Origin of the sequence: Micromonospora cynarisoli (assembly GCF_030518815.1) — a bacterium.
In the GTDB taxonomy this organism is placed as follows: domain Bacteria; phylum Actinomycetota; class Actinomycetes; order Mycobacteriales; family Micromonosporaceae; genus Micromonospora; species Micromonospora wenchangensis.
The window spans coordinates 5,126,647-5,142,426 of the sequence record NZ_CP130426.1 but is presented as its reverse complement, the minus strand read 5'-3'; the positions used below and the strand labels follow the sequence as shown (position 1 = coordinate 5,142,426).

General features: G+C 71.8%; 16 protein-coding genes. 9 read left to right on the top strand and 7 right to left on the bottom strand.

Annotated elements, in window-relative coordinates:
* Positions 1 to 223 precede the first annotated feature (223 nt).
* The 4 genes from Q2K16_RS22360 to Q2K16_RS22345 are packed head-to-tail and all read left to right on the top strand — an operon-like array spanning position 224 to position 3,994.
* Positions 224 to 2,632 (top strand): sensor histidine kinase, encoded by a 2,409-nt coding sequence (locus Q2K16_RS22360; RefSeq protein ID WP_302739908.1) that lies wholly within the window; start codon positions 224 to 226, stop codon positions 2,630 to 2,632.
* Positions 2,629 to 3,060, top strand: coding sequence for a roadblock/LC7 domain-containing protein (locus Q2K16_RS22355; protein ID WP_145917383.1), 432 nt, complete (start codon positions 2,629 to 2,631; stop codon positions 3,058 to 3,060). Before Q2K16_RS22360 ends, Q2K16_RS22355 begins: the two co-directional genes overlap by 4 nt.
* Entirely contained in the window at positions 3,057 to 3,422 is a 366-nt protein-coding gene (locus tag Q2K16_RS22350) for a DUF742 domain-containing protein (RefSeq protein WP_302739906.1), read from the top strand. Before Q2K16_RS22355 ends, Q2K16_RS22350 begins: the two co-directional genes overlap by 4 nt.
* 17 nt (positions 3,423 to 3,439) lie before the next feature.
* Positions 3,440 to 3,994: a GTP-binding protein gene (locus tag Q2K16_RS22345; RefSeq protein WP_302739904.1), complete on the top strand. Its 555-nt coding sequence runs from the start codon at positions 3,440 to 3,442 to the stop codon at positions 3,992 to 3,994.
* Between the two features lie 75 nt (positions 3,995 to 4,069).
* Here the strand turns inward: Q2K16_RS22345 and Q2K16_RS22340 are convergent, their stop codons facing one another.
* From Q2K16_RS22340 to Q2K16_RS22330, 3 genes are all read right to left on the bottom strand, one after another.
* Positions 4,070 to 5,479 (bottom strand): tryptophanase, encoded by a 1,410-nt coding sequence (locus Q2K16_RS22340; RefSeq protein ID WP_302739902.1) that lies wholly within the window; start codon positions 5,477 to 5,479, stop codon positions 4,070 to 4,072.
* A 21-nt stretch (positions 5,480 to 5,500) separates the two neighbouring features.
* Complete coding sequence (locus Q2K16_RS22335) at positions 5,501 to 6,640, bottom strand: tryptophan dimethylallyltransferase family protein (protein WP_302739901.1); 1,140 nt, start codon at positions 6,638 to 6,640, stop codon at positions 5,501 to 5,503.
* Positions 6,641 to 6,957: 317 nt separating this feature from the next.
* Positions 6,958 to 7,518 carry a carboxymuconolactone decarboxylase family protein gene (locus tag Q2K16_RS22330; RefSeq protein ID WP_302739899.1) on the bottom strand — a complete coding sequence of 187 codons (561 nt, stop codon included), beginning with the start codon at positions 7,516 to 7,518 and terminating at the stop codon, positions 6,958 to 6,960.
* A 302-nt stretch (positions 7,519 to 7,820) separates the two neighbouring features.
* Here Q2K16_RS22330 and Q2K16_RS22325 point away from each other — a divergent pair, with 302 nt between their 5' ends.
* The 5 genes from Q2K16_RS22325 (at position 7,821) to Q2K16_RS22305 (ending at position 12,578) form a co-directional block, all read left to right on the top strand.
* On the top strand, positions 7,821 to 8,672 hold the full coding sequence (locus tag Q2K16_RS22325) for a siderophore-interacting protein (RefSeq protein WP_302739897.1): 852 nt from the start codon (positions 7,821 to 7,823) through the stop codon (positions 8,670 to 8,672).
* Between the two features lie 63 nt (positions 8,673 to 8,735).
* Complete coding sequence (locus tag Q2K16_RS22320; protein WP_302739896.1) at positions 8,736 to 9,674, top strand: ABC transporter substrate-binding protein; 939 nt, start codon at positions 8,736 to 8,738, stop codon at positions 9,672 to 9,674.
* Complete coding sequence (locus Q2K16_RS22315; RefSeq protein ID WP_302739894.1) at positions 9,671 to 10,720, top strand: FecCD family ABC transporter permease; 1,050 nt, start codon at positions 9,671 to 9,673, stop codon at positions 10,718 to 10,720. The genes Q2K16_RS22320 and Q2K16_RS22315 overlap by 4 nt, the downstream gene beginning before the upstream one ends.
* Positions 10,717 to 11,784, top strand: a complete 1,068-nt coding sequence (locus tag Q2K16_RS22310) for a FecCD family ABC transporter permease (RefSeq protein ID WP_302739892.1) — start codon at positions 10,717 to 10,719, stop codon at positions 11,782 to 11,784. The genes Q2K16_RS22315 and Q2K16_RS22310 overlap by 4 nt, the downstream gene beginning before the upstream one ends.
* A complete protein-coding gene (locus Q2K16_RS22305) occupies positions 11,781 to 12,578 on the top strand; it encodes an ABC transporter ATP-binding protein (protein ID WP_302746577.1) in 798 nt (265 codons plus the stop codon). The genes Q2K16_RS22310 and Q2K16_RS22305 overlap by 4 nt, the downstream gene beginning before the upstream one ends.
* A 414-nt stretch (positions 12,579 to 12,992) precedes the next feature.
* On the opposite strand, the gene Q2K16_RS22300 is transcribed toward Q2K16_RS22305, so the two are convergent.
* Genes Q2K16_RS22300 through Q2K16_RS22285 form a run of 4 tightly spaced genes read right to left on the bottom strand, consistent with a single transcriptional unit; the run spans position 12,993 to position 15,778 of the window.
* A complete protein-coding gene (locus Q2K16_RS22300) occupies positions 12,993 to 13,952 on the bottom strand; it encodes an electron transfer flavoprotein subunit alpha/FixB family protein (RefSeq protein WP_302739890.1) in 960 nt (319 codons plus the stop codon).
* An 11-nt stretch (positions 13,953 to 13,963) separates the two neighbouring features.
* The gene (locus Q2K16_RS22295; RefSeq protein ID WP_302739888.1) at positions 13,964 to 14,743 is read right to left on the bottom strand and encodes an electron transfer flavoprotein subunit beta/FixA family protein; all 780 of its coding nucleotides are present in this window, start codon (positions 14,741 to 14,743) and stop codon (positions 13,964 to 13,966) included.
* Positions 14,740 to 14,973, bottom strand: coding sequence for a hypothetical protein (locus tag Q2K16_RS22290; RefSeq protein ID WP_302739887.1), 234 nt, complete (start codon positions 14,971 to 14,973; stop codon positions 14,740 to 14,742). Before Q2K16_RS22290 ends, Q2K16_RS22295 begins: the two co-directional genes overlap by 4 nt.
* Before the next feature lie 43 nt (positions 14,974 to 15,016).
* Positions 15,017 to 15,778 carry an enoyl-CoA hydratase/isomerase family protein gene (locus tag Q2K16_RS22285; protein ID WP_302739885.1) on the bottom strand — a complete coding sequence of 254 codons (762 nt, stop codon included), beginning with the start codon at positions 15,776 to 15,778 and terminating at the stop codon, positions 15,017 to 15,019.
* Positions 15,779 to 15,780: the final 2 nt, after the last annotated feature.

Genomic DNA, 15,780 nt, shown 5'->3' with positions numbered 1-15,780 from the left:
ATCGTGGTCGGGTGCGGGTCCGGATAGACGGTAGGGTTGGCACACATCGGCGTCGACCAGTGGCGTAGGACCGCTGCTGTCTATGGCTTGACCAGGATTGGATACGACGACTTTGGCGCACAAACAGGCCGACCGCGAAGAACCGCGCCGCGCCTCAGACGATCAGGCCGCACCGACGACACCGGGTCGCCGCGCCGGTCGACCGCAGTCGATCAAACGACGCGTGATCAGGCTGGTGCTCATTCCCAGCGTCGTCGCCCTGGTGGTCTGGCTCGTCGCCTCCGGCTATCTCATCTTCCAGGGTTTCTACAACCGCCAGGTAGCGAACAGCGTCCGGCAGGTGTCGATCCCGGCGGTGTCCGCGTTGTCGTCGATCCAGCAGGAACGGCGGCTGAGCGTCAGCTACCTCACCCAGCCGTCGCGGGATCTGAGCCGGCTCATCGAGCAGCGGCAACAGACCGACCAGCGGGTGGCCGCCCTGCGTCCCGCCGCCAGCTCCGCGCTGGCCGGCGCCCCGGACTCGATCGTGACCCGGTGGGGGACGCTGGCCGGCCTGCTCGACGAATTGCCGAGCGTGCGGAGCACCATCGATTCCCGGTCGGCCAACGGGACGGGTGTCTACGATTTCTACAACCGCCTGCTCGACGCCGCGACCGACCTCTTCGACACCCAGGCGAGAATCGTCCCCGACGTCACCGCAGCCCAGGGCGGCATCGCGGCGACCGAGGCTTTCCGCGCCAGTGACCTGATGTCCCGGGCCGGTTCCACCATTGACGGCGCTTTCGGTGCCCGCACCCTCGGCCCGCAGGACCATCTCGACTTCACCAACCTGGTCGGGGCCTATCACGCCGGCCTCACCAACGTGGCCCCGCACCTCGAACCGGAGGCCCGGGAACGCTTTGCCGCAATCACCGCGAGCGACTCCTGGAAAGAACTCGTCGCGGCGGAAAACGCCCTGGTCAGCAATGGACCGTGGCGTTCCGGCACACCGCGTGCCCTGTCGTTCAACCGGGCCCGGTGGGAGGTCCTCACCCGGCAGGTGTCCGACGACCTGATCAACCTGACGGTGGTGCAGGCCGACACGGTCTCGGCGCGCACCCTGCGCACCGGCAACACCCAGCTGCTCACCGCCTCGCTGGGCAGTCTGGTCGCCCTGCTCGTCGTCATCGCCGCGATCATCTGGGCGATCCGGCAGTCGCAGATCCTGGTGGACCGGGCGCTGTCGGTCCGCCTCGCCCAGCTCGGCCGGGACGCCGAGGCGGTGGTTGACCAGCAGTTGCCGGCGATGATGGACAGGCTGCGCCGGCGGGAGCGGGTCGACCTCGCCACCGAGCTGCCCCTCCCGGACTACGGCAGCGACGAGATCGGCCGGGTGGCCGAGGTGATCAACCGGTCGTTGCAGGCGGCGGCGGGTGCCGCGGTCGACGAGGCGAAGACCCGGGCGGCGGGTATCGCGATGCTGATGGGTGTGGCACGCCGCCCGCAACGCCCCCTGCAACGCGGCCTGAAGGTCATCGAGGACCTCCAGAACCGGATCGGCGACGAGAAGCTGCTGGCGGAACTGTTCGACATCAACCACCAGCTCACCCAGACCCGCCGCTTCCTGGAGAACCTCGTCATCCTGGCCGGCGGCCAGATCGGCCGCCGCTTCCAGAACCCGGTGCCGGTACGCCGGGTGCTGCTGGCGGCCTTCGCGGAGGCCCAGCAGTACCAGCGCATCACCCTGCGCAGCGCGCCGGACGTGGCGATCGCCGGCCCGGCGGTGGCCGGCACCGTCCACCTGATCGCCGAGTTGCTGGACAACGCGCTGGCGTTCTCGCCGCCCGAGACCACGGTCTGGGTGACCTGCATCGAGGTCAAGCGCGGCATCGCGGTGGAGATCGAGGACGCCGGCGTGGGGATGCGGGCGGACGCGTTGGAGCGGGCGAACGAACTGCTCGCCACCGCGCCCACCCCGGACGTGACGGCACTGAAGGACGGCGCGCAGGTCGGCCTGCACGTGGTTGCGGAGCTGGCCAAGCGGGACGGCGTCCAGGTGAGCCTGCGTGCGTCGGCGTACGGCGGGCTGCTGGCGATCGTGCTGCTGCCCGACCGGGTGATCGTCACCGAGCCGTACGCCGCCGAACTGGACCGTACCGACCCCGGTGTCCTTCCGCTCGGCACCGTCGCCACGGCGATGTCGCGCCCCGGCGTCGGCGCGGTGCTGCCTGTCGGTGGCGGGCGGCGAGAGCTGCACCCCGCCGCCGGGGCCCGGCCCACCGCCGTGGCGACCACGGCAGCGGGCGGTGCCGTGCAGGCGCCGGCCGATTCCACCGGGGAGCGACGCTCCGACCGCATCGGGGGCATCATGACCGAGGTTCCGGCGCAGCGTGGCGCGGTCCGCGGCGGTTCGTCCGGCCCGCAGGTCGCCGACCGGCCGCCCCTGCCGCACCGGCGTCCGCAGCAGCACCTCGCTCCCGAGTTGCGCGACGACGGTCTGCCCGGGCAGAAGCCCGAGGCGACGCCGGCTCCCGCCCGGTCACCCGAGGAGGCCCGGGACCGGTTCAGCAGGTACCAGAAGGCCTGGGCCGCCGGCCGGGCGGCGAAAAACGGGGACTCCGCCAGCAGAGACGACCAAGGCAGGAACGTATGACCCACTCGGCATCGCAGAACGATCTGACCTGGATCCTCGACGATCTGGTGGAGGTCCCTGACGTGGTCTATGCGGTTGTCCTGTCCACCGACGGGCTGATCGTGCAGAAATCCACGTCGCTCCCGCAGGACGCCGGGGAGCTGTTGGCCGCCGGCGCGTCGTCCCTGCACAGCATCGCCGCGGGCATGGGTCGCCGGTTCGACAGCGGCCCGGTCCAACAGGTCATCATCGAGTACGAGGGACGGACGCTGTTCGTCGCCGCCGCCGGCCAGAACGCGCGGCTGGCGGTGCTCTGCGAACAGTCCGTCGACATGGGCACCGTCGCGTACGAGATGAGCCGCCTGGTGACCCGCATCGGCGACTACCTCGGCTCCGAGGCCCGTCTCGACGGAGCGTTGCTCGCCGACCGGCCCGGGTCGAAACCATGAGCCACGACGTGTGGGACGGCGACGACGAGGCGGAGGCCGGCCGGCTGGTGCCGTTGTACATCCTCGTCAACGGGCGGACGAGCCCCCGCAACACCAGCCTCGACCTGGCCACCCAGGTCATCGCCCTGCCGGCCGACCAGACCCGGCTGGAGCTGGAGTACCGGGAGATCCTCCACCAGTGCACGGGGTGGATCTCCATCGCCGAGATCGGCGCCTACCTGCACCGGCCGCTCGCCATCACCAAGGTGATGGTCGACATGCTCCACGAGCAGGGGTTTCTGGACATCGGCTCGCCGGCGCAGGAGAAGATCGCCGACCGGTGGCTGCTGGAAACGGTTCTCGCCGGCCTCCAGCGGATATAGAAGAGGGACTGATAGACGTGGATCGGAAATCGGTGAAGGTCGTCGTGGCGGGCGGCTTCGGCACCGGCAAGACCACCCTGGTCGGGTCGGTCAGCGAGATTCCGCCACTGGTCACCGAGGAGGTCCTCACCCAGGCCAGCATCGGGGTGGACGACATCACCGGCGTGGAGGACAAGTCCAGCACGACCGTCGCCCTGGACTTCGGGCGGATCACCATCAGCAACGACGTCGTGCTCTACCTGTTCGGCACCCCGGGACAGGACCGGTTCTGGTTCATCTGGGACGAGTTGGCCCAGGGCGCGGTGGGGGCGATCGTGCTGGTCGACACCCGCCGGCTCGGCACCAGTTTCCCGGCCGTCGACTACTTTGAGCGTCGGGGCATCCCGTTCGTCGCCGCCGTCAACCGCTTCTTCGGTGAGTGCCCCTACACCGAGGAGGAGATCCGCGCCGCGCTGGAACTGGACGAGACAGTGCCGCTGCTGTGGTGCGACGCCCGGGACCGGGCCTCCAGCAAGCAGGCGCTGATCGAGCTGGTGCGGCACGCCCTGTCCCGGCTGCCCGCCACCGCCTGAGCGACGCGGCGGGTCCCGCCCCGCCGGGTGCCGGCCGGCTCCGGCCGTAGCTGACCGGAGCCGGGCGTACCCGGTTCAGTAGGTGCCGCCGCCCGGCGTCGGGAGCTGCGCCAACCGCACCTTGAAGTGACGGAGCAGGGGCGGCGACGAGACCACCCGGTAGCCGGGGACCCGTCCGGGTTCCTTGGCGATGTCGGCGAGCACGGCGGCCACGTACTCGAAGTGGGTGTCGGTGTAGACGCGGCGCGGGATGGCCAGGCGCACCAGTTCGAAGGGGGCCGGCGTGACCAGCCGGTGCCGGTCGTCCATCCCGCCGAGATAGAGCGAACCCAGCTCGGCGCAGCGGATGCCCCCGTCGAGGTAGAGCTGACAGCCGAGGGCGTGCCCGGGGAACTCCGCCGGGGACAGGTGGGGCAGCAGCCGGCCGGCGTTGAGGTAGAGGGCGTGGATGCCGGCGGGCTGCACGGTGTCCACCCCGGCCTCGTTGACCAGCCGGGCCAGTCGGGCGGTGGAGGCGGCCCGCGCCCGCAGGTAGGCGGGGTCGACCACCTCGCGCAGCCCCTGGGCGAGCCGTTCGAGGTCGTGGCCGGCCAGCCCGCCGTAGGTGGAGAACCCTTCGGTGGCGATCAGGTTGTCCTCGCACCTGGCGAACAGGTCGTCGTCGCGCAACCCGATGAGCCCGCCGATGGCCGACAGGCCGTCCTTCTTGAGGCTCACCACGCAGCCGTCGGCGAGCCCGAAGGCGTGGGTGGCGATCTGCCGGGGCGTCCAGTCCCGGTAGCCGGGCTCGCGCTGCCCGACCAGCCAGGCGTTCTCGGCGAACCGCGCCGCGTCCAGGAAGAACGGCACCCCGTGCGCGCGGCACAGGTCGCGGACGGCGGTCAGGTTGGCCATCGACACCGGTTGCCCGCCGAGGCCGTTGTTGGTGATCGTGATGAGGACCAGCCCGACCCGGTCCCGTTCCGGCCCGGTGAGCGTGGCGGCCAACGCGTCGAGGTCGATGTCGCCCTTGAACGGGTCCGCGCTGTCGAGGTCGAACGCGGCCGGGCAGGGCAGGTCCCGGGCCTCCGCACCGGCCAGCGTGACGTTGGCGCGGGTGGTGTCGAAGTGGGTGTTGCTGAGGCAGAGCTGGCCGGGTGCGAGCAGGCTGGTGAACAGCACCCGCTCGCCGGCCCGCCCCTGGTGCACGGGGAGCAGGTGCGGGTAGCCGGTGAGGTCGCGTACCTCGTCGCGGAACCGGAACCAGGAGCGCGCCCCGGCGTAGGACTCGTCGCCGAGCGCGGCGGCGGCCTCCTGCGCGGCCGAGGTGGCCCCGGTGCCGGAGTCCGACAGCAGGTCGATGGTGATCTGGTCGGCGCGCAGCTCGAACGGGTTGTATCCGGCGTCCGCGAGGGCCTCCCGCCGCTCCTGCGGGTCGAGGAAGGGGATCGGTTCGACCACCTTGATCCGGTACGGGGGCAACATCTCGTAGGCGTCGACGGCCACTACTCGCTCCTCGATGGACGGTCAGGGGTGTCCCGCGCCGGCCCGGCCGGTCGGGGTCGCCAGGGCCGTGCGGTCGACGGTCACCGGGCGGCGTGCCGGCGGGGTCACCTGGTATGCCTCGGCGGACAGGTAGACGGTGACCCCCGGTCGGGGGGCGCCCAGCCGCAACGACAGGTGCGGGATCAGCCCGACGCCGTCGCGCAGCGGCCGCCGGGCCACCGCGGCGAGCGCCAGGTCCAGCACCGTGTGGCCGAAGCCGTAGCGGTCCAGCACCGCCACCGCCCGGTCGTACGCTTCCTGGTCGTCGTCGACGTAGCCCCGGATCGGCACGTAGAGGCTGTAGCCGACAGGTCGGTCCGCCCCCTCGACGAGGGTGTAGCTGCCCACCAGCGGGAGACCGGTGAACCGGGTCCGGCCGCCACCGGCCAGCGTGGCGAACTCGGCGAGCCGGGTGGCGTCCACGCCGTCGGCCACCCCGGCCGCCCGGACGACGTCGGGCACCCCGGCGTCGTGGTGGGTCAGGTAGATCTTGACCCGGGCCTGGGCGTCGTCGTGCAGGTCGAGGGCGAAGAACGTCAGCCGGTCCCGGTGGCCCAGTTCCCCCGGCCGGATGCCGTGGTCGAGCATCGCCCGGAAGGACCGGCCCAGGCCGAGCCGGTGCAGCGCCTCGGAGATCAGGCCCGGTGCCAGGTCGACCCCCCGCAGCTCCGGGTTGAGGTAGACCTTGAACTCGGGTCGCCGGCCGCTGCGGAACACCAGTGAGCACCAGAGCGCGAAGGCACCCTGCGGGTCGTCGGTGGTGAACAGGTCGCGTACCGAATCCAGCCGGGACGTGGACAGGCCGGCACGGTGCGCCTGGGTGTCGAGGAACCGCTGGGTGGCGGCCATGTTGGTCGACCGGCCCGGTGGCGCACCCAGGGTCTCGCCGAGAATCCGTACGGTCGGCGGTTCGGTGGCGCTGAAGGCGATGGAGAACTCCACCGGAGTGTGGTCGTCCGCGACATTGGACGGCCAGCGCGGCGGGGCCGACAACGGCTGTGCGCCGGCTGGCCCGAGCAGGCTTTCCAGCAGTTCCGACGGCTCTGCCGCACCGATTCCGCCGACCTCGCACAAACGTCGTAGCTGGTCGCCCAGACGATCGGAAAGGGACACCTCGTCCATCGATTCTCTCTCCCGATCAGGCTGACGACCAAAAGAGACCTTAGGAAGCATTTCACGACAAGGTCAAGATTGATCACAACTTGCAATGACACAATGGGGCGATACCGGCAAATCACCTCGGACAATTACCCAGAGTCGCGTACAGGATACGTCACATGGAGTTCACGATGCCCGGGGGTGCCCGGGCGGTCGACTGCGCGGCGAGCCACCGGGCGCAGTTCCGGGATCTCATCCCGCCGCGCCGGGAACCAGCCGACGCGCTCCGGCAGGCCCGCCGACGGCGCGGCGCGCCGACGTCACGGGCCCGCCGGGGCCGGTCACTCGTGGATGACCTCCTGCTGCAGCACGCCGAGGTAGCCGTGGGCGGCGATCCGCTGGGCGCGGTCGGTGTAGAAGTCGGGGTCGTCCGGCAGCACGGTGGCCAACCCGTCGACGTAGCGGTTGAACATGCAGAACGCGGCCGCGATCAGGACGGTGTCGTGGATCTCCACGTCGGTGGCGCCCTCGGCCCGGGCAGCGGCCACCAGGTCCCCGGTGACCTCGCGGCCACCGCGCTGCACCGCGCCGGCCACGTCCAACAGCGCCCGTATCTTGGCCGACACCGGCGCGCTGTCGACGTCGTCGTGCACCTGCTCGACCAGGGGCATTCCCTCGGGGAGTTGCGCCGCCGCGTACGCCGCGTGGGCGGCGTAGCAGTACCGGCACTCGTTGAGACCCGACACATAGGCAGCGATGAGTTCCCTTTCGCCCCGGGTCAACGTGCCCGGGCCACACAGCAGTGCCTCGACCAGCCCGTTCAGTGGCAACGCCGTCTCCGGCCGGAAGCGGAACAGGCCGCGGATTCCGGGTTCACTCGTATTGAGCGTGATGTGTGGCATACGAACTCCTTCGCCGACGCGTGGAAAGCCCGGACCTCCGGGGACCCGGGCCGGCGTCAGATTGGGCCACCACCGTGGTCACCGTCAATGTTCCGCGCATTCTTCCTGGTCGGACGGCCGATTCCGGGAGCGCCGCGACCGGGGGTGACGGATGCGCCGGGGAGTTCGTCGCCGGCCCCGGCGGGTTCCACCGTTGCGACGGGTGTCACGCGGGGGTCACCGGACGCCGGCCGGGTGGGCCCGGGTCACTGCGGGGTCCGGGTGGTGAGCTGCCCGGACGGGGCACGCTAACCTCTGCCGACATGTCAGCATTCGGCAACTCGCCAAACGTCCTGTTCGCGACGACCGTGACGGCGACCCGGCAGCTGTCGCCCGGGTTCGTCCGGGTGACGCTGGGCGACGAGCGGCTGCGGGAGATGGCCCCGTACCAGCTCGACCAGCGCATCAAGATCATGCTGCCGGTCGACGGCGGCTACCCGGCCGAGTTGCGGGCGGGGCTGCCCGAGCAGACGTGGCGACGCGAGTGGCGGTCCATTCCCCCCGGTGAGCGTCCGAGGCTGCGCAGCTACACCGCGTACCGGACCCGGCCGGCCGCGGGTGAACTCGACCTGGACTTCTACCTGCACCAGCCGCACGGCCCGGCGAGCGGGTGGGCGGCGGCGGCCCGGCCGGGTGACCGGCTGCTCCTGTCGGGCCCGCACGTGGGGGCCGGCCAGCCCGGGTACGGCGTGCAGTGGGAGCCGGGGCCGGCGACGCGGGTGCTGATCGCGGCGGACGAGACGGCGTACCCGGCGGTGCGCGGCATCCTGTCCGGCCTCGGTCCGGGGGTGCGGGCGACGGTCCTGCTGGAGGCCGGCGTCGCGGCGGACGCCGGCACCCTCGACGACGTGACCGCCGGTCACCGGGTCGAGGTGCGGCTGCGGGGCGACGCCCGGGGCGGGACGACGCTGACCGCTCTGGTGGCCGACTGGCTGGGCGGCAACGGCCGGGCGGCGGCCACGGCGGGGACGGACTTCTACACCTGGGCAGCTACGGAGAGTAGCAAAATTGCCCTGTTGCGCCGTCTCTTCACCGAGGCGAACATCGATCCGCAGCAGGTGCACACCCAGGGCTACTGGCACGACCGGCCAGCCCGCGAAGAGATCGATGATTAGGTAATGCTAACCTAAACATCGCCGTGAGTCATCACTGTCAGTAGCCAGACGGGAACCTGCACCATGCGCACGCCGACCCCTCGAACAATCCGCCGACGTCTCCTCGCCCTCACCGTCGCCTCGGCGGCGGTGCTCGCGGTGGCCGCCTGCGGCTCCGACGACTCCGACCCGGCGGGCAGCGTCGGCGACACCAGAACCGTCGAGCACGCACGTGGCAAGACCGCCGTGCCGAACAAGCCGACCCGGGTCGTCGTCCTCGAACCGGTCCAGCTCGACACCGCCATCGCCCTGGAGGTCACCCCGGTCGGCGCGGCCGTGCTCAACGAGGCCGCCGGCGTGCCCAAGTACCTCGGCGACAAGGCCGCCGGCATCACCACCGTCGGCACCGTCCAGGAACCCAACGTGCAGAAGATCGCGGCCCTCAAGCCCGACCTGATCATCGGCACCGAGTCCCGCCACTCCGCCCTCTACGACCAGCTCACCGACGTCGCCCCGACCGTGTTCATGGCGTCCCAGGCCGACCCGTGGCAGGACAACGTCAGGTTCACCGCGACCACGCTCGGCGGCGCGGACTCCGCCGACAAGCTCCTCGCCGGCTTCCAGCAGCGGTGCGCGGACATCGCCAAGAAGTTCGGCACCGCCGGAAAGACCGCGCAGCTCATCCGCCCCCGCGACGGCGTCCTCACCCTCTACGGACCCACCTCGTTCGCCGGCAGCGCCCTGGAGTGCGTCGGCTTCAAGACCCCCGAGCGCGACTGGGAGAACTCGATCTCGGTCGACGTCTCCCCCGAACGGGTGCTGGAGGCCAAGGCCGACCACGTCTTCGTCACCACCGTCGACGTCAACGACCGCAGCACCATCCCCGCCTCGGTCACCGCCAACGCCGCCGCCTTCCCCCGCCTGCACCTCGTCGACCAGTCGTTCTGGATCACCGGCGTCGGCACGGTCGGCGGGCAGGCCGTCCTCGACGACATCGAACGCATCCTCACCGCGTCGAGTTGACCGCCACCACACCCGCCCGCGCGGTACGGCCGACCACCGGCCGTACCGCGCGTCGCCGTACCACCCGACGGTGGCTGGTCGGCGCGGTCGTCGTACTCCTGGGGTCGCTGGTGTTGTCGGTCTTCGTGGGCGCGAACCCGGTGCCCCCGGCGGACGTCTGGGCGGCGCTGCGGGGCGCGGGCAGCGACACCGCGCAGTACGTCGTCTGGGGGCAACGCCTGCCCCGCACCCTCGCCGGGTTGCTGGTCGGAGCCGGCCTCGGCGTCGCGGGCGCGCTGATGCAGGCGTTCACCCGCAACGCGCTCGCCGAACCGGGCATCCTCGGCGTCAACGCCGGCGCCGCCGCGTTCGTCGCCGCCGGCATCGCCTTCTTCGGGATCACCTCGCCGGCCGGCTACATGTGGCTCGCCCTGCTCGGCGCGCTCCTGGTCGCCGTCGCCGTGTACGCCGTCGGCGGTGCCGCCGACCTGCGGGCCACCCCGACCCGACTGCTGGTGACCGGGGTGGCGACCGGTGCCGTGCTCGCCGGCGTGACCACCGGGATCACCCTCACCCACCCCGACACCTTCGACCGGATGCGCGGCTGGAACGCCGGCAGCCTGCTCGAACGCGACACCGCAGTGGTGCTGCCGGTGCTGCCGCTGATCGTGGCCGGGCTGCTCGCCGCGCTGGTCGCGGCCCGCAGCCTCAACGCGCTCGCGCTCGGCCCCGACCTGGCCGCCGCCCAGGGCGTCAGCCTGGCCCGGACCCGGCTGCTCGTGCTCGGCGCGGTGACCCTGCTCGCCGGTGGGGCGAGCGCCATCGCCGGCCCCATCTCGTTCGTCGGGCTCGTGGTGCCGCACCTGGTGCGCTGGGGAGTCGGCACCGACCAGCGCCGCATCCTCGCCGGGTCGCTGCTGGCCGGCGGGATGCTGGTGCTGCTGGCCGACGTGCTCGGCCGGATCGCCGTCCTGCCGAGCGAGATGCCCGTCGGCATCGTCACCGCGTTCGTCGGCGCGCCCGTGCTGATCGCGCTGGCCCGACGGCGACGGGCGACCGCGCTGTGAACCGGCCGGTCCGCCGCACCGCCGGAGGTCGCCGGCTGCTGCTCGGCACCGACCACCGGCACGTGGCCGTCGGCGTACGCGAAGCCGCCGTCTGCGCCGCCGCCGCGCTCGTCGTCGCGGTGCTGGCGGTCGTCGGCCTCTGGCTGGGTGACTTCCCGCTCCGCCTCGACGAGGTGCTCGGCGTGCTCGGCGGCCGGATCGACGGGCTGACCCGCACCGTCGTGCTGGAGTGGCGGCTGCCCCGCATCGCCGCCGCCGTCGCCTTCGGCGCGGCCCTCGGCGTCGCCGGGGCGATCTTCCAGACCATCACCCGCAACCCGCTGGCCAGCCCGGACATCATCGGCCTGGCGAACGGCTCGTTCACCGGCATGCTGATCGCCCTGCTGCTGCTCGGCGGCGGCTGGCACCTGCTGATGCTCGGCTCGCTCGCCGGTGGCCTGCTCGCCGCGCTGGCGATCTACCTGCTCGCCTACCGGGACGGGCTCTCCGGGTTCCGGTTCATCGTCGTCGGGGTCGGCGTCTCCTCGATGCTCGCCGCCACCAACACCTGGCTGCTGCTCCGCGCCGACCTGGAGACGGCCCTGTTCGCCGCCGCCTGGGGGGCCGGCTCGCTCAACGCGGCCACCGCCGAGGTGGTCTGGCCGGCCGTCGCGATCATCCTGGTGCTGCTGGCGGTCACCCCGCTGTGGGCGGCGGCCCTGGCCCAGCTCGAACTGGGCGACGACGTCGCCGCCGCCAGCGGAGTCGCGGTCGACCGGAGCCGCGCCATCCTCGTGGTCATCGCGGTCGCCCTGGTCAGCGCGGTCACCACCGTCGCCGGCCCGATCTCCTTCGTCGCCCTGGCCGCCCCGCAGATCGCCCGCCGGCTCGTCCGGGCACCCGGCGTGCCGCTCGCCGCCACCGCCGGGGTGGGGGCGCTGCTGCTGCTCGGCGCCGACCTGATCGCCCAGCACGTGATCCCGCTGACCGTGCCGGTGGGGGTGGTCACTGTCACCCTCGGCGGCGCGTACCTGCTCTGGCTGCTCGTCCACGAGATCAGGAGGACCCGATGGTCGACCAGCTGACCGCGCGGCTGCGGGCCGAGCACGTCACCCTCCGGTACGACCAGCGGACCGTCAGCGCCGACCTGTCGTTCGCCGTGCCCGACGGCTCGTTCACCGTGCTCATCGGGCCCAACGCGTGCGGCAAGTCGACGCTCCTGCGGGCCCTCGCCGGGCTGCTCCGCCCCGCCGAGGGCCGGGTCACGCTCGACGGATCGGACCTGGTCACCCTGCCGGCCAAGGAACGCGCCCGGCGGATCGCGCTCCTGCCGCAGACCATGACCGCGCCCGAGGGGATCACCGTCCGCGAACTGGTCGGCCGGGGCCGCTACGCCCACCAGCGGGTGCTACGCCGCTTCTCCCACGCCGACGAGGAGGCCGTCGAGTCGGCGCTCGACTCCACCGGCACCGCCGACCTGGCCGACCGGCGGGTCGACGAACTCTCCGGCGGGCAACGCCAGCGGGCCTGGATCGCCATGGTGCTCGCCCAGGAGACGCCCCTCGTCCTGCTCGACGAGCCCACCACCTACCTGGACGTGGCACACCAGATCGACGTGCTCAACGTGCTGCACCGCCTGGTCACCCGGGGACGCACCGTGGTGGCCGTACTGCACGACCTCAACCACGCCGCCCGGTACGCCACCCACCTGGTGGCGATGCGCGACGGCCGGATCGTGGCCGAGGGGCACCCGGCGTCGACCGTCGGTGCCGGGCTCGTCGCCGAGGTGTTCGGGATGCCGAACCAGGTCGTCCCCGACCCGGTCACCGGAGCACCCATGGTCGTACCGGCCGACACCCGGGAACCGGCCGCCGGGTGAGGTGGGCGACCGCAGCCCGGGCGGGGCAATGATGGCGTGAGATTAGCGCATTGAACATCAATCAAATAATCACTCGCGGCATCGGCCTCACGCTCCTGCGGCATGAGTACCAGAAAGGACAGGTCCGCAGCGTGGGCACCCTCGGCGACACGGCGCATGCGGGCTTGGCCGATGCCCTTGCGCCGACGTCTGATTCCGCGGCCACCCAACACGGCGGGCCCTCAGGGTCACAGCCGGGCTGTTCAGCTTCCAGGATGTCTTCCAGCGCGGCCAGGTCGCCGAAGGTCGGCTGTCGCACCTCGATCACCCGGCCACCGTGACGAACCTCCGCAACGTGGTCACTCACCCGGATCAGCTCGCGAGGAATGCCGTCCGGACGACGCGTGATGCGATGCGGGAGCGGCGGTGTCCGGGCTACGTGCGCTTGCGGATCTCCTCGGCGGCCTGCGGTACGACCTTGAACAGGTCGCCCACCACGCCGTAGTCGGCCAGCTCGAAGATCGGTGCCTCGCCGTCCTTGTTCACGGCGACGATCGTCTTCGAGGTCTGCATGCCGGCCCGGTGCTGGATCGCCCCGGAGATGCCCAACGCCACGTAGAGCTGCGGGGAGACGGTCTTGCCGGTCTGCCCGACCTGGAACTGGTGCGGGTAGTAGCCGGAGTCGACCGCCGCCCGGGACGCCCCGACGGCACCGCCGAGCAGGTCGGCCAGCTCCTCGACCAACTTGAAGTTGTCGGCGTTGCCGACCCCGCGCCCGCCGGAGACGACGATGCCGGCCTCGGTCAGCTCCGGGCGGGAGCCCTTCTGCTCGGCGACCCGCTCGACGACCTTCGCCAGCCTGTCGGTGTCGGTGACCGACACGGTGAGCTGCTCGACGGTCGGGGTGGCCGCCGCCGGGGCCGGGGTGACCGAGTTCGGCCGGACGGTGACCAGCGGCAGCCCCTTGGTGACCTTGGACTTGACGATGGTGGAGCCGGCGAAGGCGACCTGGGTGGCGGTGCCGTCGGCGTCGAGACCGACCACGTCGGTCAGGATGCCGTTGTCCAGCTTGACGGCCAGCCGGGCGGCGATCTCCTTGCCCTCCTGGGCCGAGGCGAGCAGGACGGCGGCCGGCTGCACCCGGTTGACCAGTTCGGCGAGCACGGTCGCCTTGGGGGCCACCAGGTAGCCGTCGATCTCCTCGCTCTCGGCGGCGTAGATCTTCTCCGCGCCGTACTCGCCGAGCTTGGCGGCGAGCGCCTCGGCGGCACCGGGGCCGCCGAGCACCACGGCGCTCGGGGTGCCCAGCTCACGGGCGAGGGTGAGCATTTCCAGGGTGACCTTCTTGACGCCGAATTCCCTGGTGGCTTCGACGACGACGAGTACCTCAGCCATGTTCGGACCCCTCACACGAACTTCTCGGTGGCGAGGAACTCGACCAGCTGGACGCCGCCGGAGCCCTCATCGGTGATCTTGGCGCCGCCGGAGCGCGGGGGACGCCTGGTGTGCTCGACGACGGCGCTGGTGGCGCCCTCGAAGCCCACCTCGGTGGGTGCGACGCCCAGGTCGGCCAGGGACAGCGTCTTCACCGGCTTCTTCTTGGCGGCCATGATGCCCTTGAAGGAGGGGTAGCGCGGCTCGTTGATGGTGTCCCAGACGGAGACCACGGCCGGCGTCGCGGCGGTGACCACCTCGTAGCCCTCCTCGGTCTGCCGCTCCACGGTCAGCGTGCCGCCGTCGACGGTGAGCTTGCGCGCGCCGGTCAGCGCGGCGACCCCCAACCGCTCGGCGAGCATGTGCGGCATGACCTGGACCCGGCCGTCGGTCGACTCGGCGCCGCAGAGCACCAGGTCGGCATTGAGCTGCCCGAGGGCGGCGGCGAGCACCTTCGAGGTGGCCACGGCGCAGGATCCGTGCAGGGCGTCGTCGAGGACGTGCACGGCGGCGTCCGGGCCCATCGACAGCGCCTTGCGGATCGACTCGGTGGCCCGGTCCGGTCCCATGGTCAGGACGGTGACCTCGCCGCCGTGCGCCTCCTTGATCTTCAGCGCCTCCTCGATGGCGTACTCGTCCATCTCGTTGATCACGTTGTTCGCCGAACCGCGGTCGACGGTGTTGTCGTCAGCACGCAGGTTGCGGTCCGCGCCCGAATCAGGCACCTGCTTGACGAGTACGACGATGTTCATCGCGATTCGAACCTCCGCTTGGACGACGAGTGAATGCCGTTTCCGGTCTGTCCCTGCCTGGCGGTGACCGGGACGGTGCTGATGCCGTCTTCGGCGGGCGCCGGTGCGGCGCCGGTGGGCAGGGCGCGGGCGGGGACCTGCGTGCCGCGTGCGGCAAGCGCCGGTGAGGTCGCCGCACCTCGGCCGAAGGCACCTCCGGTCACGAGGGCGGCAGTGTTGTCGGTGTGCATCGTTCTCCTCGGTGGATGGAGTGCCTGCCGGCCTCGCCTCCGGTCAGGAACGGCCGAGGAACCCGGTGATGAGGTCGACGGCCCCGCTTCCGGCGACGAGGCGGGCGATCGTGTCGGCTTCGTCCCGAGAGACGCGCTCGGGCGGCTCGCCCCAGCCGGCACGCAGCAGCCGTTTGGTCTCGCCGTAGGCGATGGTCGGGCCGGCGGCGAGCTTTTCGGCGATCGCTGCCGCTCGCGGCGTCGCCGCTTCGTCGTCGGCGACTTCGGCGATCAGTCCCCAGTCACGTGCCTGCTCGGCACCGAGCGGACGTGGAGTGAGCGCCAACTGCAGTGCGCGCTGTTGCCCGATCGCCCGGGGCAGCAGGACGGACACGCCGCAGTCCGGGGTCAGCCCCACCCTCGGATAGGCGAAGACGAACTTCGTCGAACGGGCGGCCACCACGAGGTCCGCGCTGAGGACGACGCCGAGGCCCGCGCCAGCCACCGCCCCGTGCACGGCGGCGACGACCGGCCTGGGGAGCGTGGACAGGTGTCGCAGGGCCCGGTCGAGCACCAGCGCCAACTCCCGCACGTACGCGGCCGGTTCCTCGGCGGCTGCCATCGCCGCGAGGTCGCCGCCCGCACAGAAGCGTTGGCCGGCCCCGGTGAGCAGGACGGCCCGCACGTCGTCGTCGGTACCGGCGCTGGTCACCGCCGCTTCCAGTGCGTACGCGGTCGGCAGGTCGACGGCGTTGGACACGTCCGGACGGTTGAGGGTGATGCGGGCGAGGCCGCCCGCGACGGCGTATCGGACGCTGTCGGTCACGG